We start from the raw sequence: 21,892 nt of genomic DNA on the forward strand, positions 1-21,892 counted from the left end.
GACTGAGAATCAGTCTCAATCAAATAAAATTTTGGTTAGGCTTAAAAAAGACATGATAAAATATTTTACACAAATGTCAACTCTTAGAAAAAAATAATCTATATACTTTGTCAAACGATCTAATAGACTACAGTGCAAAGGTATACACTAGAACTGCAACCACCACCAAACAAGTTACACCTAAGGTAACCATCGTAGCTAGTTTTTTCTTACGCTGTTGTTGCAACTCTGCCAGTTTTTTCTTTTTTTCTGCAATACGCTTTTCTACTTTAGGTAGCAATTTGCGATTGAAAATAGGATTTTCAAAAGCCTCATGTGCTTCCTTCCATTTATTTTGCGTAATGAGATTTTCAATTTGTGTTAGAATTTGATTTGCTTTGTTGGAAGGTTGCATAGATGCGACCATTTTACTCACACGCTCTATATCAGAAGAAATGTCAGTAACAGGACACCGCCATACATTTTGTTTTTGATGTATCTTTTCCAAAGTTTGCAACGCCTCTTGAAAGTTTTCTTTGTCTTCCAAAAGTTTCGCGGTGTACATGAGTTGCATGTACTCTTCCTCATCAGCAACTATCTGTCGTTGGGCACTTTCTACTTTTACAATTTGTTCATCGAGGACTTCGCTGTGTTCGGGAAAAGAATCCCTTATGGTATTTAAAATATCAATAGCCGCCTGGTATTGTTTTTTCTGAATATGATTGTTTACCTGACCGATGGCCTCTTGGAATTCCTGCTCACGGTTATCTAGTTTACCATTGATTTCATCGTAAAGACTTTGCACAAAGTCATCTTGGTTGTGCTCAATAACTTGGTCAAGTAACTTTTTTGCTTCCCAAATTTCATCACTATCCAAATGGTCTTGTGCAATTTCTACCGCCATATCAATTACCTGCATCAATCGCTCTTCAATCTCAACGGGATCAATCAAGTGAGCGACTTGCATCCATTTATAAATCGCTTCTTCAAATAAATTGTCCATCGCGAGTTCGTCACCTTCGTTCAGGACTTGTTGTATCTCATTTTCCACTTCGGAATCGTCTTGTTCATCTGCCTTACCGGCAGACTCATCTTTGTCTTCAGGTTCTGACAAAGTAACTTCCGACTCACTAGAAACGCTTTCTTTAGATTCGTTTTCTTCTTCGAGCTGCGACTGTTTTTCTTCTGTAGCTTCATCCGACACAGTTTCTTCTGGTACGGACTCCTCGGCTTGCGGTTCGTCTTCCACTGGTTCAGGTTCGTCGCTTTCCGATTCCCCTTCCTCCACAGACTCGCTCTTCTCTTCTGGCTTAGACTCCTCGGCTTTTGGTTCGTCTTCTACCAATTCAGACTCATCGCTTTCAGATTCATCCTCTTTTGCAGACTCGCTTTTCTCTTCAAGTTCGTCTTCCACTGGTTCAGATTCATCGCTTTCCGATGTGCCTTCTTCCACGGACTCACTTTTCTCTTCCGATTCGGACTCTTCCGCTTCAGATTCGTCTTCCATTGATTCAGATTCATCGCTTGCGGATTCATCCTCCTCCACAGACTCACTTTCCTCTTCAGGTTCATCTTCCACGGCTTCAGATTCACCGCTTTCTTCTGTAGAATTTACTTCAGAAGTAGAATCACTTTGCGCAAGATCTTCCAAATCCAATCCATGTTGTTCGAGGGACTGCTTTTCATCAGGTTCGTCTAATATTTCAGACGCTCTCTCAACCTTACGATCAATCTGTGTTTCTTGTTCCCAAACGGCTTCTCTTGAAGTTTTGGAATCCTCCGTTGCGCTTTCTTGCGAAGATTCACTATCCACAGTATCACTCTTGCCATCGCTATCCGTGGACGCACCTACGGTATTCTCTTCCGTATTCTCCGCAGCGTCTTTTAAATTTTCACCAGCATCATTATCTTCAGACTGTTCTGCCCCTGAAAAGCCAACTTTCTTAGGTGCTCCCAATGATTCCAAATCTTTCTTATAATCAATGGTAACCTTAAAACGCTTCTTTTTGTTCCCAGACGGAAGGGAGTATTTCTTTAATTTGTTTTTGTTAGTTGTCGCGATTTCATCGCCACTTTCCGCCGAGCTTATCTCCTCCGTATTTTCAGTTGCGTTTGTATCGGCAGTATTCTCAGCAGCAGTATTTTCTTGCTCCTGCTCTTCCTCTTTCGCCTTCTCCAATATGCTTTGTGCATGTGCAAAATCATCGGCAATGTTCTGCTCTTTTTGCTCTTGGATACTACTAATAAGCTTTTTCTTTGTAATATGGCGCTTTTCGCGGTCTTCCTCGGAGATCTTTTTGATATTAGTACCCGTTGATTTAGCCCCAGGAAAATATCTTTTCAACTTTAATTTTTTTGGTTTGCCAAGAAGAGGTTCTTCGCTTTCCTCTTTCTTCTCTGCTTGAGGTTTTTCTTTTTCCTCATTTTCAGGAAACTCTTCGGGGTCAACAGGTATAGCCTCTAACGGTCCAATGTCAGAAAGTGCCTCTCTTTTCGTAGTCTCCTCCGCGAACAACTTCTCCATATGATTTTCTTCAGGGGTCGTCTGAATCTGCTTGGACAACTCCAGTAACTCATCTTCGCTATTTTGGACTTTCTCTACATTATTAGGCTGCGGACTCTTTTGTCTAGACGTTTCAACAATTTGAAAATGCTCATGTTTTGTTTTTAACGCCGCATTAATTTCTTCGAATTTCGACGCCATTTGCTCTTCGTCAGCCTGAGGTTCGTCTTTTTGCTTTTCCTTCTCTTTTTGTTTATACTTTTGGACGATAGCCCCCAATATCTGCGATGCCTCGTTTAATTTTTCCTTTTCCCGAACTTCAGACTCTTTATAACGCAAAGTTTTTGCTTTTCGCGCCACCATACTCTTTTGGAAAGTATTCAGAGCAAGAATTAAAGCATCAATGTCACGATAACGCTCAGCAGGATTGATACGAGTAGCTTTTGTGATGATATCATCTAAACCAGGAGGAATGTCATAACGAATAGAAGATAGACGAATATGCTCTTCATAACTTTGGAACGTTAGGATTTCGTACAAAATCGAACCCAAAGCATAAATATCGCAGAGCCGTCCATCGGCAGAAGAAGACCCACTCTCAGGAGATAGGTAATTTTGATAATTTTCATGAATAGACAACCTTTCCCAGGCACTATCATTAAGAAGCTCCTCTAGCCCCAAATCCCCTATCTTTAAACAAATGTCATCACCTTCCCCAATAAGAATATTATTGGGATGAAGTAAACGATGCGCCCGAGTTTCATGAAAATACTTCACAACCTCACACAACTGCAAAACCATTTTGCACGCATCGACAATGGACACATACTTTCCGGTATTTTTCTGTTGCTGTAGCCAATCAGAAAGCGCCGCTCCCTCAATGTGCTCCATTACAAAAAAGTACAGCTTTTTTTGTTTCCACAAATCGATGATTTCAATGTAGTTTTCATGCTCAAGTTGATAAAGGTCATTGATAAGTGAGATAAATTTATCAACCTTTGCTTGTGTATTGAGATGATGAGGAATGATTATTTTCAGAACAAATAACTTTCCGGAACTCTCATGATCTTTTACCAAATAAACACAACCAATACAGCCTGTTCCCAGTAAAGTAATAATTTCGTAACGACGAGAACTACCAACTTTAGGACCTATAGTCGTTCCAGGAGAAAGCTCAATTATTTTCGTCTCATCTAATGATATATCGTGAATATCAGATAAAATCTTAAAATCTTTCCTCTTTATCATAAGGTATTTCCGGAATGAAAATCATGAAAATGGGTTAGAAAAACTAGTTTCATTAAAATATAAATTATTCTGATTAATTTGTAAACTATAAAGTCTTGCAACGGAGATTTTCTAACACATTTTCGTCATTTACCAGTAATAAATAGAAAAAACAAAAAAAATTTCAAAAAAGTATTTGACATCAAAGTCTTTTCTGGTACAATGCCAACCTGAAATGCGAGAGTGGCGAAATTGGCAGACGCGCTAGATTTAGGATCTAGTGCCTTCGGGCATGAGGGTTCGAGTCCCTCCTTTCGCACCAAACTAATTTTACAAAATTTGCGAGCAATACAAGCCGCAAAACAGTATAATGTAAGAGTTAGTGATGGTCGCACTAACCAAACATAGAAAAACAGCAGATTCTAACCAGTTTTAAATATGGTAATCTGCTGTTTTTTTTTTGCCTATGCTCGGTCATGGGGGAAAAAGTGGGGGAATTCTCCGACAGCCAGACTTTCTAAAGGCCATACAAATTTTCGAACTAAATTTTAGGAAGAAAGTTATGGCTAAAATAAAACCCAAACCTCTTCGCCATGGAAATGGATGGCGAGTCAGCTTTTGCCTATTCGGTGAAAAATATGTCAAATATGTTGGGAAAAGTGAACATTACGCAGAATTGGTTCAATGCAAAATCAATACCTTAGTTGTACAAATGCGCTATGGATTTGTAGAAATCCCAAAGCACAACATAGGTGACTTTGTATTTTCCCAAACCATCAACAAACCTAAAAAACCACACCAGGATCCCTCTAAGAGTATACTCGTCTTGGCATTTATCGATATATATATTTCTGAAATTGACAGTGACAGTAACTCATCTAAGACAAAAATTATTCATGCAAACCACCTGAAGAAATTCGCATCAAAACACTATCAACGCCTTTTTATCAAGGATGTTACCGTTATTTTTTTTGAGAGATACAAAAAATATCGCAAAAAACAAAAAGTAATGGCCAAAACCATCAACAAAGAACTCTACACTTTTCGTGAAATTTTCCAATGTGCTATAGAAAAAGAATATCTTACCGAAAACGTGCTGGATCATGTCAAAAAAGAAAAAGAAGATGAAGCAAAAAATATCTTCCGTACAACATCTGAAATAAAGAGCCTTCTTGCACGAAAGAATTTTACAGTAGAGGAAATAAAAAAGATAAAACGTTTCCGCCATCTAAATCGTCAAGAAATTAAGCATATCATTAGATTGGCAAAAGAACGTTTAGGTGAAGATCATTGGATCATTCCTATTATTATTACCTTTGCACATACAGGTATTCGTAGGAAAGAACTGATTGAACTTACCTGGCTTAATGTAGATTTCACCAAAGAAATTTTGTATGTGTACTCGGATAAACAATCAAGAAAAGTACAGAAAGTATGTCGTGGAGTTTACATGTCGAGTAAGCTCAAAGCTGTTTTAGAAGAACAAAAGAGTCGCAACAAAGAACGTTGGGTCTTTCCTGGACCAAATGGTGGGCAGTTGAGTGTACACACATTATACCCGACTTTTGTGAGAGCTTTAAAGGATAGTGATTACGAAGGTATAGGCTTTCACTGTTTTCGTCACTCTTTTATTAGCATACTTGCTGATAACGGAGCTAAGTTACAGGAAATAGGTAATCTTGTTGGTCATACCAATTCAGAGATGACTGCACATTATACACATGTTACTCCCGAATCAATAAAACGGGCAATTGAAAATGCTTTTAGCGACTAGTTGTCGCAAAAGTGTATTGTCTTGAAGTGTGGATATGAAGAAGCCAGGAATTAGGGCTCCTGGCTTCCGAGTCGACCCACATGCATGCAGAGGATTTATAACCTACCAAAAAATCCCTCTGCATTCAAATTTTTTTTGATAAGGGTAGCTAATCGCTATTCCAAGGAGGGTAATCATGGGTAAAGAAAACATATTTGTTGCAGCCAAACAGAAAAATTTGAAATCCTACATTGAAAATCGAACTGGTATAAAATTAAAAAAAGTAGGTTCTGGTTACAGAGCAGAAACATGTCCTTTCTGTAATAATAAAAGTAAGGGCTTCGGAATAAAAAATGAATTTTTTCATTGCTTTGCCTGTGGCAAAGAGGGAGATATTATTGACTTTGAAAGCATTTATAGCAATTGTGAGCCCCACGAAGCAGCTCGCAAGATTATCGGAGAAAATATCCCATTCTACAAACCAACTGTCTCTGATGACAAAAATAACAACAAAAATCTCTTTCTCTACATCTGGGATGTTTCCGAAAGATTAGATTTTAGCACTGCATTGAATTGGTTAAAAAATCAAAGAGGTTTTGATTCTAAACTGGCCGAAATAAGCGCAAAATACTGCAGTGAAAAGCTACGAATCAATAGTTATCAGAATACCATAAGTATCGTCGCTCCCATATACAGCTATAGTGGTAAAAATCTTGTTGGTATCGAAAAGATTGGTTTACAAGACTCTCAAAAGATAGCTCATGGAACAAAAAAGGGCATGCTTTGTTTTGATACCAATAGCGAAGAAGTGGTCATCGTTGAGTCGTTAGCAAATGCTCTTTGTCTTGCAAGCGTTGGAATTACAGGAGTTTCTATATTTGGTGTTACCAACACAAACAATATATCCGAAATTATCAGCGCCTTTCCAAATAGAAAAATATATATTTGGTTTGATAAAGGTACAGAAGAGATTTCCGAAGAGATAATCAACTTACATCAAAAAGTCAAAGCTATTTATTTCGAAGACAAAAAGAGTGACAAGTTTGATGTAAACGATTTATTGAAGGAAGCCAATGGTAATTTTTCAAGTTTAGTTCAACAGTATATAAAAAATGCTAGTAGTAGCCAAACACAGTTGGAAAGAGAGAACCTTATCTCCAGGAATAAAGTCCCAAAATTTCCTATATGCTGTTTACCAGAACCTTTACGCCGATTTTGTAAAGAAGTTGCTGAAGCAGTAGATTGCCCTACTGATTTTGTTGCTACTCCTCTTTTGACCGTTGCTGCTGGTGTCATTGGCAGCTCAAAAAAAATTCAAGTAAAAAAATCATGGACAGAAAGTTGTGCAATATATTCGGCTGTTGTTGCAGCTCCCGGATCAGGTAAAAGCCCTGCTTTGATAAAAGTCACCGACTTACTTAAGCCAATTGAAAAAGAAAACATTGAAAGAAACAATGAGAGTAAGGAGGAGTATCTACAAAGCTTAGCAGAATATGAATCTGACATCCAAACTTGGAAAAAAGACAAGAAAAAAGGTTTAGCTGTTGATTCTCCCCCTCAACCGCCAGAACCATTTTACTACATCAGAACACATATTGCCGATGCAACTGTTGAGTCTATCGCCGAAATACTCGCCAACAATCCTCAAGGAGTCGTTCTTATTCGCGACGAACTAACTGCATGGGTAAAATCGCATAACCAATACAAAGGTGGTAACGGTAGTGATAGGCAGTTCTTTCTCTCAGTGTGGGCAGGAGCATCAAGTCCTGTAGATAGAAAAGGAAAAGCACCTCAGTATTTGACAGATCCCTTTTTGTCTATAACTGGTGCTATACCACCTAAGGAACTCGATACCCTCAAAAAGGGTATGAAGGATGATGGCTTTCTCGACAGGATACTTTTTTCCTATCCAGATCCCATTCATTCAACTGAGTGGTCAGAAAAAGATATATCCGTAGAAGCTGAAACAGAGATTCAAAAATTATTTTTGAATCTCTACAATAATAACGAACCTAAAATTATAGAGTTCACAGAGGAAGCTAAGAAACTTTGGATAAAATGGTTCGTTTCCCATAAGAAAACAAGCTTAGAACAAGCGGAAATTTTACAAAATCCACTAAACAAAATGCCAGGGCAACTTTTAAGAATTTCTCTAATACTTGCTGTGATCGCCGATGAACCTCTACTTACCAAACTGACTTTGCAGAATGCAATTGAAATTATCAAGTATTACAAGCAACACTTAAAACGAGTTTTAGGAATTCTTGACGAAACTGCCGATGAAGAAAAAGTGCGTAAGATTATGAACTATGCGAAGAAAAGAAGTAAATCTGTGATCTCTGCTCAAGATATCTACAAAAGTCATTTCATGGGCATCAGAAAATCAGCACCAGCGAAAGAATTATTGAAATGGGCCTCTGAGCAGGGAATTGGAACTTTAGAAAAAGATAAACTGCATTTACATGGGTCTGTTTTTGAAGATTTTCAATATGGTTTGTAATCCCAAACTTGTAAAATTTAGTCGCAAACCCGCAAAAATTCGTAAGTAATTATTTTGCAATGTTTTAAGGTTCGGGTATTCCTAGTCGCACTTTAGTCGCAAACCCTCAATCGCAGTTTTATTTTGCGAGTTGCGACTAAAGTGAGACTTATCTTGCCCGAATTATAAATCGTTACTAACTAAGGCTTTACAGTAAAATTCGGGTTTGAGACTTCTTTTCATTAATATAACCAAATTTGGACCGTTTCAAAGAATTTGTAATACTTTTAATTATTAATTTCAAAAAGTCCCATAGTTTTTTGCAAATCAGCCACATGCCATTGGTATTCTTTCTTGAACTTTACTAACATTAAAGAAAGGTCGAGTAGTGTTCTTTCTGTGTCTAATACATCTAAAAAATCTACTTTTTTTCCAGCTTGGTAGGAGACACGTGTTACTTTGAGTGCTTCTTTTGCAAGAGGGATTAGCTTCTTTTCGTGTAGGATAATCTGACGCCAACTTGTATCTATTTTGAAGTATAAATCGCGAATTTTATGAATCGTTTTTTGCTTGGTATCTTTTAACTGTTCTTGTATTGCAGTATTTTTAACGACCATTTCTTGTATATAACTATCTCTTTGTGCAAAATCAAATCGCGGCATATTGTCAATGCGATCAGAGAATGATTCTTTTTGTCTTCCTGCTCCAACGCGTTCTTTGTTTCTATTTTCAAAATAACTTAAGCCAGTAGTGAAATCGGGATATAGTTTATCCTTTGCGAGAGAAATGACTTGTTGTAGTTTTTGGCTTTTTAAGGCGATCATTTGAATTTCTTGTCGGTTGTACAAACCTTTTTCGTATAGTTTATTGAGGTCTACTTGTAGTTTATGGATATTTCTTTTTGAGGGCGCACCTAAATTTGAATTTGTTGGCAGTTCTAACGTGGTAAGGATACTTACTTTTACCGTTTTCAATCTTTCTTCGTATGTTTTTGTATCTTCCTGGATATTAGCTTTTAAAATCTGTAATTTTAAAACATCAGCATAACCAGTTAGTCCTGCACGAAATTTATCTCTGGCTGTATTTTCCAAAGCGGAAACTATTTGTTCGTGTTCTTGTTGGATATGCAGACTTTCTTCTGCATAGATCAAATCGGCATAGTCTTTTGTTATTCTGTTAATTAAATCTCGCAGTACAATGGTATATTCTAACTCTACCATCTTTACTTCTGTGTTAATAATCTCTCCCATGATGCTCGATCTGGCTGGTTGAGGTGTGCTCATATCAACTGTAGGACTTTGTGTCTGCATACCTACTTTTGTATTTATGGTTCTCGTAAACGAAGAGTATTGCGCGAGTAGATTTTGTAAAAAGAATGTTTGTGGATATCTTTGTTTTACTGATTCTACTTTCTTTTTGATATCTTTAATACTTGAGTTACGTTCGTATGCAAGACAGATTAAAAGCTCTAAAGACAACTGTTGAGATAGTTTATCTTCAGGAGCATCGGCAAAAGATCTGTATTTTTTTGCTAAGGGCGAAGTAAAATCATATAGAATTACTTGCTGTTCATTATCTCTTTTCAACGACTCATGCCAACGATTTTTTATATGTTCTTCCGTATTGATCCTAGAAGTTTGTGGCTGTACAAGAGGTTTTATAACTGGAGGTTTACTCAAATGAACTTTTGGTTTGTAGCTCCAACAACCAGTGAGAAGTAATAAAAACAATAAACTCGGTACATAGTAAATATTCATCTTTATTTCTCCTCTCTTGTAGTGATTTCTGAAGGAAGTGATCCACCACATAATTGCGATAATGTAACAATGCCCTGGGCATAGTCACTTTGAGCACGAGCTAATGACAACGAAAAATTAAGCCACACACTTTGGCTTTCCAAAACACTAAGAAGGCTTTTTTCGCCATCTCGATACCAATTTTCGGCAATTTCTATCGAATTCTCTGCCTCTGGTAACAACCTATCGTTATAAAGTTTTGTCAAACGCACATAATTGCTGACTTTGTAATACACTTTTTTTAATTCTGCTGCGAGCTGGTTTTCTATATTTTTTTTGGTTTGCTTGGCATCCTGAATATTATGTCGTGATTCACGTACACGAGCATTGCGTTTAGGTATCCATATTGGAAGGTTAACGCCAAAGGTAATGCCATAAATGTCCTGACCATCATCGTCAAAATCAAAATTAAATCCAGAAAGTGTTCTATCTACTTGCGTCCATGATGCGCCAACCGAAAAATCAGGAAAGTACTCAGTAAAAGCAAGAGCTAGTTTATGATCGGCTTTGTTAATAGCTACAGTTGCTGCCAAAATTTCCTGGTTATTCTTCAGAGCATACTGATAGAAAACTTCAAATTGCTTTAGTTCTTCCGCTTCCATAAAAATAAGGTTTTGTAGCTGTATAATATTTTGCGGATTGAGATTCAAAAAAGCGTTTAGTTGACCTATTTCTACTTCACGCAATTCCTGCAGCCGAATACAATCATAGCCCAACTGTGCTAGTTGGGATTGAGCTTTCATCAAGTCAGGTAAAGGTGCTTTCCCTGAAGTATTTTCGACAGCAGCAACCTTTACCAATTGCGCAACTAAATCTTCGTTTTTTTTCGTAATTTCAATTGCTTTCTCGATATAAACTAATTCATAAAAATGTTTTTGTACCTTAGCCACAACATCGCGAATTGTACGCTCATAAGCTAAACGTGCTATTTGCGTATCGTCCTTTACCAATTCCCCCTTAAGATGTAGTTTTTTTGGGAAAGGTATGTTCTGCATGATAGTGACTTTATGCCTTTGCGGTCCTACACGTGTTTCTGGTTCTTTCAAAAAGAAAGTATATGTTAACATTGGATCAGGCAATGATATTGCCTGAGGATATTTTTCCGCTGTAGCCCTCCATTTATGACGAGCTGATTGTATTTGCGGGTTATTCTCTAATGCCAACTTGATAAGTGAGTTTAATGTCACCGGACCTTTAGAACTTTTTTGCGTTTTCATATCTGTCTCATTTTTTTGTTGAGAAACCGCTAGTGGTTCGCCAATAGTTGCAAAAATTTCAGCGGTGTCATCATCTACATCTACTGTAGAACAACTTGCAATGCAAAGTGTACAAAGGACAGATAAAAACTTGATATACATGTTATTCATAGTGGACCTCTACCACACAAAACAATAAAAAAAGATAAACAGTGACAGAAGTATGAAAAAAACCATAACGACTGCTTCGATTGTTGAGCCCAAAGGAGTTTTTTCATTATCCTCCCAATTACTAGCAAATGATCCTTCCCTTGGTGGCTTCATCATAGGTAACTCCATGGTATCATCAAGAGCTAAAGACTTTTCAAAAAAAGAAAAGCTAAATGGCCCAATATTGATTTGATCTCCATGCTTGAGTTCTTTTTTTTCGGAAATAGATTTTCCTGAAACTTGAGAAGGATTACGGCTTAAATTGTGAAATAGCCAACGCTTAGTTTCTTTACAAAACTTAATATTAGCATGTTGCCTGGATATTGATGGATGCGGTAGAACGATGGCGGCAATAGGACTTTCACCTTCAATACCGCGCCCAATAATATTGTCTTCAGTTTCTTTAAGCAGGTACTCTTTTCCGGCATTATGATAAACAAGATAAACGTTATTCATCTTCTTCTCCTTCAGCGTCCAGCTTAAATTTCCATACGATTTCTTTGATTCCACAGTAGCAGACTGGTACAACAAATAGCGTCACTAAAGCAAATAGCATTCCACCAACACTTGGAAGAGACATGGGAATCATTACATCGGAACCTCTTCCTGAACTCATAAGAACAGGCATTAATGCTAATATTGTTGTTGCTGTAGTCATCAAGCATGGGCGGATTCGTTTTGCTCCAGCATCAACAGTAGCTATACGAATATCTACCACAGAGGTAATTTTTCGTTTTTTAAATGTTTGCTCTAAGTATGTTGCCGTTACAACAGCGTCGTCCGAAGCGATACCAAAAACGGCAATAAAACCTACCCAAACAGCAACCGATAAATTGTAGGGTTGGATGTTGAAAATTTCTCTTGCAGAGGTTCCAAAAATGTCAAAATTTAAAAACCAAGGTTGCCCGTAAAGCCAGATAAGAATAAATCCACCAGAAAGTGCAACTGGTATCGCCATAAACACAACAATAGTCAACAGTAGATTATTAAAATTAAAGTATAGAATCATGAAAATGGTAAACAAACATATTGGAATAAGAATCATCAAACGTTTCTCAGAGCGTACCTGATTTTCATAACTCCCAGAGAAGTTGTACTCTGTACTGTCTGGGCGAATTAATTCATTCTTTTCTTCTTTTTCCTTTAAATATTTTTGAGCAGCTTCTACAACATTAACCTCGGCATATCCTTTTCTCTTATCAAAAAGAACGTAGCTGACTAAAAATCCGTCTTCACTTTTAATTACTTGTGGTCCGCGTACATAGCGAATTTCAGCGACTTGCATAATTGGGATTTGTGTACCAGAACTCGTAGGTACCAATATTTTTTCCATGGCATCCATTGAGTCTCTTAGTTCACGTTTGTAACGAACACGAATAGGATAACGTTCACGGCCTTCAACACTTGTACTTGCTTTTATACCTCCAATTGCAATTTCAATAACATCTTGAACATCGCGAATATTTACCCCATAACGAGCTATTTTTTCGCGATCAATATGGAATTCAAGATAAGGTTTACCAACAACGCGATCAGCAACAACAGATGCGGGCTGAACTCCGGGAACTTCTTTAAGAAATTTTTCCAGTTCGAATCCAAATTGTTCCATTTCCTGTAAAATTTTACGAACGTCGTCACTGCTTGATCTGCGAATTTTGATTCCCATAGGTGCGCGCATTCCCGATTGGAGCATGACAATACGAGCTGCTATGGGCTGTAGTTTCGGTGCAGATGTTGCTCCTGTCACTTCAGTTGCTTTTAGGATTTCTTTCCATATATCATCAGGTGTTTTTATGTGATCTCGCCACTGTCTGATTTCTTTGCCGTTTATAATCGTATATTCCGGTTTATATTGAATAATAGTTTCGATCATTGATACAGGAGCAGGATCAAGAGAACTTTCTACACGCCCAATTTTACCGACAACAATATCAATTTCTGGAATTTGACTAAGTCTTATGTCCTGTTGACTAAGAACATCCATTGCTTCACCAATTGATCCATGAGGCATAACCACAGGCATATATAAATAAGATCCTTCATCAAGTGGAGGCATAAACTCTTTTCCTAATCCAGGGAAAGTATGCACTCCCCACACCCAGAAGTCTGTTGAGCGTACCGTTTCTTCAGATACTCCAAATAAATTTAGTGCTTTGACAACGGGGCGAAATGTTCGATCAAATCCCATTCCAATGGTAATTCCAGTGAGAACGATAAGTGTTACAAAACATAGAAAGAGCTTTTTAAAATTTAAGATCAGTGATAGTAAGGGACGATATATCCATATAAATGCCATAAAAGCGAGAATTAAAGACGATATGCCTCCTGCCACTACGATAAAATTTGCTATAAAAGAAGCGTTTTTTCCCAGCGGCGCCATACTTTTTGTCATATAAAAAATAGCGATGGCGACAATGGTTAAATTTATAAATAAATCGAGATAATACTTACTCTTTTCTGGTATTTGCGATTTTATAAATGAATACACCGTCATCACACCAACAATAACACCTACCCACCATGTCAGAACATATGCCGCAGCAGCTCCTATAGACAAAAATACTATATGAGAAAAGTAAATCAGAAATATTTTTGCTTTCTTCGAAAGTTTCCAATCACCTAGCAGTACGTGACAACAAGCGGGGATAATCGCCAAAGCACACACAACACTCCCTAAAAGGGCAAAAGTTTTTGTGAACGCCAGAGGTTTAAATAACTTACCTTCAGGCCCTTGCATGGCAAAAACGGGAATGAAAGAAACAATAGTTGTTGATATAGCTGTTAAAATAGCTTTTCCTACTTCGGAAGAAGATTCAAAAGCCACTTTCAAATTACGCTGTCCCTTGGGAGTTTCATTGTAGTGACGTACAATGTTTTCCGACATAATCACCCCCATGTCAACAATGGTGCCAATTGCTATTGCAATTCCTGATAACGACATGATGTTAGAGTCGATTTTAAAGTAACTCATTAAAATAAATGTAATCAGAACCGATAGAGGTAAAGTGAGGGAAACTAACATTGATATTTTTAAATTCATCAAAAATAAGATGATGACTACTATAGTAATAATAATCTCGTCTGTTAGTGCTATTCTTAATGTATCCAACGTCTCTTCAATTAAAACTGTACGGTCATAGAAAGGTATAATTGTAACTTGGCTAACAGTTCCATCAGCAAGAGTCTTTTTGGGAAGTCCTGGGGCAATCTGTGCGATTTTCTTTTTTATATTTTCGATGGCTTTTTTAGGATTTTCACCATAGCGTACCACGGCTACTCCTCCAACAGCTTCTGCACCTCCTTTATCCAAAGCACCACGACGTAAAGCAGGTCCCATAACAACTTTTGCTACGTTTTTTATGTAAATAGGAACGTTATTTCTTGTTGTAATAACTGTGTTTTCTAAATCTTTTGTATTCTTAATGAAGCCTATTCCGCGAATAATATATTCAACACCATTATTTTCTATAGTTTTGGCTCCGACATCAATGTTTGCTTTTTTGACAGCTTTAAAAATATCTTGCAGTTTTATTTTGTGTGCCCACATGGCATCTGGATCTACATCAATTTGATATTCTTTTACAAACCCACCAACCGAAGATACTTCACTGATACCTTCTGTCGCTTGTAAAGCATAACGAACATACCAATCTTGGATACTTCTTAACTCTTGAGGCTCCCATCCTGCGGTAACATTTCCTTTTTCATCTCGTCCCTCTAGTGTATACCAGAAAATTTGTCCTAAACCTGTCGCATCAGGCCCTAAATTGGGAACTACACCCGAGGGTAATTCCTTGCTTGCTACACTAAGTCGTTCAAGAACTCGCGATCGCGACCAATAAAAATCAATATTGTCTTTGAAAATAATATAGATTGTAGAAAATCCAAATGCTGAATAACTACGAATTGTTTTTACTCCAGGTACACCTTGTAATGATACGCTTAACGGATAGGTAATTTGGTCCTCTATATCTTGTGGACTTCTTCCCATCCACTCAGTAAAAACAATTTGTTGATTTTCTCCAATATCTGGAATCGCATCTACGGGAATAGGGTCAGACGGATACCAGGTTAAACCATGATCAAAAGGCATAACGTAAAACCCCATGCCTACAATCGCTGTAACTAGAAGAAAAACAACAAGTTTGTTGGCCAGAAAAAAATAAATAATCTTATCGATAAACGTTTTATCACTATTCGATTCGACCATTTCTATTCTCCTTCCTTGTTTGATTTTGCGATAGTAGGAATAATTCCTTCAATATCTCCACAACGCAGCATTTCACTTCCAAAGTATGGATTATTAACTCTTTTATTGTCTTGAATCCAAGATCCACCTAAGTCATAACGATACATTGGGCAATGCACTATGTATAAGTCACGAGAGTAAAGATGCCCAAAATCTTTTATGTAGGCAATAAGTGCATTTGAAATATCAAAATAGTCTCGCCGCAACTGCTTAATATCATGGCCGTGCATTTCCATAAGTACTTGACGCAAAGCACTAAGTTGTGACCTTATCTTTTTCCTGGTTTGCGATCCACGAACCATTGTTTTGGTATTAATTTTTGCGAGAGCTCTTACCATAGTTTTTTTATGTTTGTGAATTTCTTGTACCTGATCCTGGGCCATAATATTGCCTATATTGAGGTAGGCTGTGATGAGTTCATTTATTGGTTGGTGATATGCAGCGTTACTATCCCAATATTTTCCCGACATCGCCGCAATTTTCCCCATTTGTTTTTCTTGCAACGGATCTAATGTTGTTTTTTTGTTACCACAGCGTAGCATTTTTTTTCCAAAGTATGGATTTTGTAGTTCTTCAGAAAACTGCCACCAATAACCTTTTGTCATAGGACAATACATGCGGTGTAAAGACTTCGAATACTCATGGCCAAAATCTTCTAAATAAGTTGTTACTATACGTGTTAAACCTTTAAGCTCTTTACGCAAAAGTTTGACATCTTCTTTTTTGTCTATTTTTGCTAAAAAATTAGATAACGCTGTCACATGTTCTGTAATTCTAGCATTGGAAATTTGTGGTAAAGAAAAACCATCGGCTAATACTTTTTTACTATGCTTTTCAAGCGCCAATAGCGAATGGTGTGCGTCTTGTACATTGTCCTTCGCCAAACTCTGTGTTAATTTGAGATAACTATCTACAATATCTTTCATCTTTTTGTGGTAGTTAGAGCTTGCTATTGCATATGGAGGTACATTTTCTTGCGAAGTTTTTGTTTTTTCTGATGCCAATTGTTTTTTCGGAGGATTCATCATACTTGGTTTGGCCATAATTTGTAGCGCGGAATCTATCTTATATACTCCCTGGCTTACAACCATTTGTCCTTCTTCTAAACCCGACAAGACAACATAATAGTCACCCACACGAGGTCCTAATTCCACTTCGACAGCATAATATAGCCTTTGGACTACTTTCATTTTCCCGAGACTACTATCATATTTCTTTTTTTCTTTCTGCAAGTACACCACGGCTCTTTTTCCTGTGAATAGCGGTGCTGTGTGCGGTATTGTTAGCACACGACTACGAATCTTTATAGGTTTCTTCGTATATTTATGAGTAATCACTTGCCCTTCTTCTGCGACTCGTACTTTAATACTAGCTCTTACAAACATCCCCGGCTTAAGCTCTCCATCAGGATTGTTAACATTAACTCTTAAGCGAACAGTACGTGTTGTTGTATTTAAAAAAGGATCAATAAATGCTATTTTTCCTGTGAACACCTTGCCAGGATACGCCTCTGTTTCAAACTCAACTTGTTGGCCATTACGAACCCGTCCAATATCAGTCTCATATGCATCTAATTTTACCCAAACTTTTGAGAGGTCGGCAATACGATAAAGCGACATTCCGCGGCCATGCCATTCACCTTCATTTACTAGTTTTCCCACAACAGTACCAGATACAGGGGAATAAATGATCGTTGTTTGTTGTGGTTGCTTTTTATTCTCTAGAGTATGGATTTGTTCCTCTGTCATTCCTAAATCTATTAGTTTGCGCTTGGAGGCTTGTAAATTGTCAGCAAGTCCTCCCACATGAGAATCTTCTACTAGTTTTTTATAACTGTCATAAGCGGACAAATATTCTCCCTGGGCAGCAATTAAATCAGGGCTATAGACTTCAACAAGTGGTGCACCTTTTTTTACATTTGCACCTGTGAAGTCTATGAACATACGATCCAGTTTGCTTTTTCCTGGAGTCCACAAGTTTATATTTGTTACTTTTGTTTCGTCATAATCGACTTTACCTACTATTCTCAAAGTATGAGTTAATCTACGATATAGTACCGGTTCTGCTTTTACTTTGGCGAGTTTTAGAGCATTTTTTGTTAAGCTAAGTTCATTTGGTCCGACTTCATTTCCACCGCTATAAACAGGGACTAGATCCATAAAACATACCGGACATTTTGCATCGTTATTTGGCAATTTAATTTGTGGGTGCATAGAGCACGTCCAAAACTTAATTTTTCGTTCGTTGCTTTTTGTGTTTTTTTGTTTGTGTTTACTGTGGTCATGTTTTTTTTCAGGCGCAAGAAACGTTCCTAGCCATAGTAGCGTCAGGAATACAGGCATTAATAAAATAGTACTCCACATACCTCTACGAGCTACGCGCTCCATTAACTTTTGTTGGTATATTTTTTTTTCTTCTTCACTGGCATCAGGAGAAAGCGGTGAAAGCCCCACCGCTGAAGACACCATGCTTGCCAGCTCTTTTTTTATATCATTAAATAGATTACTCATTATCTACCCTTTTCCTTTACAAAGAGCTACCTCTATTTAGGTTCTTGCAAAATGTACAGCGTTTTGCATAAGAGCTGCAGAACGCTGTTTTTTCTTAGACATATACTAGTGGTTATGCCCAGAATGATCTTCGTCATCATGCTCACCATGATTTTCAGATTTAGATTTTGCACCTTGCGAATACGAAACTAAAGTTTCGTGATATTTTTCGGTATTATCATTAAATTTTTTGATGCATTTCGGACAACAAAAGCGAACCAACTTACCTTGATACATTATGCTTCCACCATCTTCTTTTACTTTCCCTTCCATTACTGGGCAGTGAGTATTATTCCATTCAGGCACTTCAGCGGTATCTGTGCTATTTGTGTTTTCTGTATTGTTTTGTTCCGTTTGATTTGTACTTTCGGAGTTGGTGTTGTTACTTTCTGTACAAGAAACAGAGATAAGTATGCAGATAACCAAAATTATAAAAAATCTCATATTACAATCCTTTATTTAAATGTTTTTGGAGTTTCGTTTTTAGATTTCTTTAATGGAAGACTAGCAAATCTTGTTCCATTTAGTTAGAAGCTCAAATGGTTTTGTTTTAGATATTCAAAATATAAAGGATTGGGGCGATTTGGTGTAAGATTTGTTAAATTCACAAAAAGGTTTAAGTGGAAAAAATGTTTCCAGTGGTGGAAAGTTTCTTTCCAGTTTAAATTGATGATACCCTTAAGTCATAAATATTAATGAGATTGACGAAAATCACAGTAGTAATCATCGTTTAGAATTTTTGAGATAAACACTTATTTTTTTAGCCAGAATCCCTATATCTACCTGCGTTTATCCTTAACCCCACAACATGAGCTATGGTAATTGCTAAATACATTTGTCCCAAAATCGCTTCCAGACAAGAGAGCATTTTTGCAAAAGGAGATAACGGTACAATATCTCCGTAACCTAAAGTTGTTAAAGTTACAAAACTATAGTATAGCCACACTGAAAATTGATGCAAAAGAGGCTCTTCTTTAAAGGAAAAATATAAAGAATTTAAGTGGTGCATAGTCGCGTAGATAAACCCAAATATTAGTCCTATCATTAAATAAACTGATATTGCTGCTGCTAGTGTTTCAATATCAGTTTTGTTTTTCTGTGAAAGCAGCACAAAAATATTCATTGTAACAACAATGAGTAATATAAAACTTAATGTATTACTTGTTATAACTAACAAATTCGATGGAAAGATATAAAGTAAGCTACGGATCAATAATACGGAAAACGTTGCTAGCAAGGCGAGTACAAAAGTTTTTTCGGTGACAAAAAATAAACTTACAATTAATAAGATTGAAATACTAGCATCAATACCAATACAACCTATAAAATCTGGCCGTGAGAGAGGGGCTATTACGAATATGAGAATAAAAAGGCAAAATAGAACAAGAATGAACCTTTGTTTCTTGATAATTTTATAACTAGAAATTATTGAGTTTTTCATCTCTATCTCAAAACTATGTTTTGACTCCTTTATAAAGTGAAAGCGTACCATAAACGGTCCGATATTTCTTTACTTCTTTTACTTCTTGGAAATCTGCTTCAGAAAGAAAACAAAGTAGTTGTCCCTTTACATTATCAGTTGTGGTTTTAAAGCCGTCTAACATTTGAATAAGAAGAAATGCTGTTCTCATAATAGGATCTTGTGCTTTTCCCCAATCTGCAATATGCACCTCTCCACCTGGTTTAAGGATTCGGAATATTTCTTTTAAAGTTTTTTTCTTGTTATCTGTTGTTAAATGATGGAATAACAAGCTAGAAATTGCTCTGTCAAAAGAATTATCCGAATAAGGTAAGGCGTAGCACATTCCTCTGTCAAATTGAATATTAGTTGACATAGATTTCCTTTTTGCAATTTCTAAAATAGTGCTATCACCATCTATACCAAATATTTGACTTTGAGGATGCATTTGCTTTGTTAGAAGTGTTAGTGTTCCGGTTCCACAACCAATGTCTAGTATTTGATGTTGTTCTCTTATGTTTGCCTGGCGAACTAAAGCACTTTTAAATGTAGATTCTCGCAGTGTCCAGCGTAGTAAAAAATCATACAGTGGTGTTAAAAAGTTATATTTTAAAGCTGGGATATATTCTTCGGAGTTTTTCAAAATGTATTCTCCTCTTTGTTTATAGGAAGAGCTATTCTAACTGTTGTTCCTTCGCCTCTACTACTTTCTATTTTTATCGTTCCACTATGTAACTCTACAATTTTTTTGACGTGGCTCAAACCAAGTCCAGTACCTTTTTCACGAGTTGTAAAGAAAGGTTCAAAAACTTCTTCTATGTATTCCGAAGATATTCCCTCTCCTTGATCAATTACTTCAATAATAGTTTTTGATTCTTCTTTGTTATAAAAAGCTTCTATGGTAATTCTCTGTTTGGGTCTTGATGCTTGGATCGCGTTTAAAATAATGTTAGACAAGACTTGCTTAAAACGTCTTTTGTCTATAGAAATCTTTACTGGAACTACGTTACAACAAATTTCTATTTCTTTTTCAGATATATTTCCTGATATGCTTTGTAAAGATTCTTTTATGATATGATCGATATCTGTAACAACTTGTTCTAACTTTATTGGACGACTATAATCTAATAACTCAGATAACACATTTTCAAGATGCTGCACTTCAGTTAAGGCAATATGACCATGTTCATGATATTTAGGGTCGTCTTGTAGCTTTCTAGTAAGAATTTGTAAATTCATTTTAACTGATGATAAAGGATTCCTTATTTCATGTACAATACTTGCCGCTGTTTTTCCTATCACCGCTAAAGACTCAATTTGGTTAAGCTGATACTTGGTTCTCTCTAAGTTTTCATAAGCATTGATCAATTCTCTATGCTTTTGTTCCATTCTTTGGCGATTTTCTTGTAATTCTTCCACCATTGAATTAAAATCAAAAGCCAAAGTAGCAACTTCATCTTGGTTTTTTGTATATCTGCTAGATACTCTTTGTTCTAAATCGCCTCCCGCGACTTTTCGGGCAACTGTGGACATTTGTAAAAGAGGCGTACTTATTCGTTTGGACATCATGCTCGCAATAAAAAACATAAAAACTAGTGAAATGCCGGCTGTTATGAAAGAGAACTTAAGAAAAGGAAATAACTCAGACATTGCTTCTTTCCAAGACATCTCTGCAACAACAATCATGTCTAAAGAATCTATGGAGTTGTAAGCGCCTATTTTTTTGTAATGACTGGGATATGTACCTACTTTTTTTTCCTTTATAAGTTCTAAAATATTCTTGCTTGTAGTTATTGTTTTTTGTTTCTTAGGCACGATCAATTCACCATTTTTATTGATAAGGATTATATTTCCAGATTTTCCAAGCCATGATTTTTCAGAAAGAAACTTATTAATGGACTCTTGCAGATTGAGATGAACCCATAAAATTTGAGATTTTTGTCCATCAGGTTCTTGAATCCAATATGCTATTTGAATTTGAGGAATACCTTTGTCGCTAAAAAAAATGGGACTAAAAACAGATGATTTACTTTTCAAAGCCGCTTTAAACTCTGTAGGCAACGAAAAGTTTTTTGTATATTTTTTCTTTCCTTCTTGGAGTATTACATTACCTGATATATCAAAAATGCAAATGTTCTCATAACTAGGCATCCTTTCAATTGTGTTACGTAGTATATTGCAAACACTTTCGTTGTATCCAGCATCACAACAACATGATTGTAAACACGGAATCTCAGATAAAAATTGAATTTCTCTTTCTCTTTCTTCTAACCAATTCTTAATTTGGTTTTTTTTGGCTTCGACACAAGAAAGAAGATGTGCTTCTGCGGCATTATGAACAGCACGGTGTGCACAATGAAACCCCTGAACCGTCATTATCACTAGAGGAACAAGGGTAGAAACTGTAAAAAGTAAAAAAAGCTTTTTGCCGATTTTACTTTTTGGTTTACGTTTTGTTATCACTGATTGTCTCCTAGTATTTGAAATACTAC

At 36.6% G+C, this 21,892-nt stretch carries 12 protein-coding genes and 1 tRNA gene; 3 read left to right on the top strand and 10 right to left on the bottom strand.

The genetic code is table 11. From position 1 onward, the window contains the following. Window positions 1–127: 127 nt before the first annotated feature. Window positions 128–3,730, bottom strand: a complete 3,603-nt coding sequence (locus tag UABAM_RS26870) for a serine/threonine protein kinase (protein WP_151971079.1) — start codon at window positions 3,728–3,730, stop codon at window positions 128–130. Between the two features lie 216 nt (window positions 3,731–3,946). Between UABAM_RS26870 and UABAM_RS26875 the strand changes: the two genes are divergently transcribed. The 3 genes from UABAM_RS26875 to UABAM_RS26885 all read left to right on the top strand — a co-directional run bounded on the left by UABAM_RS26875 (window position 3,947) and on the right by UABAM_RS26885 (window position 7,962). Then, window positions 3,947–4,031, top strand: a tRNA-Leu gene (locus UABAM_RS26875). Window positions 4,032–4,271: 240 nt separating this feature from the next. Continuing rightward, window positions 4,272–5,483 (top strand): tyrosine-type recombinase/integrase, encoded by a 1,212-nt coding sequence (locus tag UABAM_RS26880; protein WP_173013598.1) that lies wholly within the window; start codon window positions 4,272–4,274, stop codon window positions 5,481–5,483. 175 nt (window positions 5,484–5,658) lie between these two features. Continuing rightward, a complete protein-coding gene (locus tag UABAM_RS26885) occupies window positions 5,659–7,962 on the top strand; it encodes a DUF3987 domain-containing protein (RefSeq protein WP_151971081.1) in 2,304 nt (767 codons plus the stop codon). A gap of 266 nt (window positions 7,963–8,228) precedes the next feature. Here UABAM_RS26885 and UABAM_RS26890 read toward each other — a convergent pair whose 3' ends face one another. The 9 genes from UABAM_RS26890 to UABAM_RS26930 all read right to left on the bottom strand — a co-directional run bounded on the left by UABAM_RS26890 (window position 8,229) and on the right by UABAM_RS26930 (window position 21,863). After that, entirely contained in the window at window positions 8,229–9,698 is a 1,470-nt protein-coding gene (locus tag UABAM_RS26890) for a TolC family protein (RefSeq protein WP_173013599.1), read from the bottom strand. Window positions 9,699–9,700: 2 nt separating this feature from the next. After that, window positions 9,701–11,104, bottom strand: a complete 1,404-nt coding sequence (locus UABAM_RS26895; protein ID WP_151971083.1) for a TolC family protein — start codon at window positions 11,102–11,104, stop codon at window positions 9,701–9,703. Between the two features lie 9 nt (window positions 11,105–11,113). Then, entirely contained in the window at window positions 11,114–11,599 is a 486-nt protein-coding gene (locus tag UABAM_RS26900) for an FHA domain-containing protein (protein ID WP_151971084.1), read from the bottom strand. Beyond that, complete coding sequence (locus tag UABAM_RS26905) at window positions 11,592–15,353, bottom strand: efflux RND transporter permease subunit (protein WP_151971085.1); 3,762 nt, start codon at window positions 15,351–15,353, stop codon at window positions 11,592–11,594. The genes UABAM_RS26900 and UABAM_RS26905 overlap by 8 nt, the downstream gene beginning before the upstream one ends. A gap of 2 nt (window positions 15,354–15,355) precedes the next feature. Then, entirely contained in the window at window positions 15,356–17,902 is a 2,547-nt protein-coding gene (locus UABAM_RS26910) for an efflux RND transporter periplasmic adaptor subunit (RefSeq protein ID WP_151971086.1), read from the bottom strand. Window positions 17,903–18,007: 105 nt separating this feature from the next. Continuing rightward, window positions 18,008–18,385: a hypothetical protein gene (locus tag UABAM_RS26915; protein WP_151971087.1), complete on the bottom strand. Its 378-nt coding sequence runs from the start codon at window positions 18,383–18,385 to the stop codon at window positions 18,008–18,010. A 316-nt stretch (window positions 18,386–18,701) separates the two neighbouring features. Beyond that, window positions 18,702–19,382, bottom strand: a complete 681-nt coding sequence (locus UABAM_RS26920; RefSeq protein ID WP_173013600.1) for an ion channel — start codon at window positions 19,380–19,382, stop codon at window positions 18,702–18,704. Between the two features lie 13 nt (window positions 19,383–19,395). After that, window positions 19,396–20,043 carry a class I SAM-dependent methyltransferase gene (locus UABAM_RS26925; RefSeq protein WP_151971089.1) on the bottom strand — a complete coding sequence of 216 codons (648 nt, stop codon included), beginning with the start codon at window positions 20,041–20,043 and terminating at the stop codon, window positions 19,396–19,398. Then, a complete protein-coding gene (locus tag UABAM_RS26930; RefSeq protein ID WP_151971090.1) occupies window positions 20,040–21,863 on the bottom strand; it encodes an ATP-binding protein in 1,824 nt (607 codons plus the stop codon). The genes UABAM_RS26925 and UABAM_RS26930 overlap by 4 nt, the downstream gene beginning before the upstream one ends. Between the last annotated feature and the right edge of the window lie 29 nt (window positions 21,864–21,892).

Origin of the sequence: Candidatus Uabimicrobium amorphum (assembly GCF_009002475.1) — a bacterium.
Lineage (GTDB): Bacteria > Planctomycetota > Uabimicrobiia > Uabimicrobiales > Uabimicrobiaceae > Uabimicrobium > Uabimicrobium amorphum.

What these genes read in the sequence shown, in the direction of transcription:
- UABAM_RS26870 (WP_151971079.1), bottom strand. Translation starts at nt 3,730, where the DNA reads ATGATAAAGAGGAAAGATTTTAAGATTTTATCTGATATTCACGATATA.
- UABAM_RS26880 (WP_173013598.1), top strand. Translation starts at nt 4,272, where the DNA reads ATGGCTAAAATAAAACCCAAACCTCTTCGCCATGGAAATGGATGGCGA.
- UABAM_RS26885 (WP_151971081.1), top strand. Translation starts at nt 5,659, where the DNA reads ATGGGTAAAGAAAACATATTTGTTGCAGCCAAACAGAAAAATTTGAAA.
- UABAM_RS26890 (WP_173013599.1), bottom strand. Translation starts at nt 9,698, where the DNA reads ATGAATATTTACTATGTACCGAGTTTATTGTTTTTATTACTTCTCACT.
- UABAM_RS26895 (WP_151971083.1), bottom strand. Translation starts at nt 11,104, where the DNA reads ATGAATAACATGTATATCAAGTTTTTATCTGTCCTTTGTACACTTTGC.
- UABAM_RS26900 (WP_151971084.1), bottom strand. Translation starts at nt 11,599, where the DNA reads ATGAATAACGTTTATCTTGTTTATCATAATGCCGGAAAAGAGTACCTG.
- UABAM_RS26905 (WP_151971085.1), bottom strand. Translation starts at nt 15,353, where the DNA reads ATGGTCGAATCGAATAGTGATAAAACGTTTATCGATAAGATTATTTAT.
- UABAM_RS26910 (WP_151971086.1), bottom strand. Translation starts at nt 17,902, where the DNA reads ATGAGTAATCTATTTAATGATATAAAAAAAGAGCTGGCAAGCATGGTG.
- UABAM_RS26915 (WP_151971087.1), bottom strand. Translation starts at nt 18,385, where the DNA reads ATGAGATTTTTTATAATTTTGGTTATCTGCATACTTATCTCTGTTTCT.
- UABAM_RS26920 (WP_173013600.1), bottom strand. Translation starts at nt 19,382, where the DNA reads ATGAAAAACTCAATAATTTCTAGTTATAAAATTATCAAGAAACAAAGG.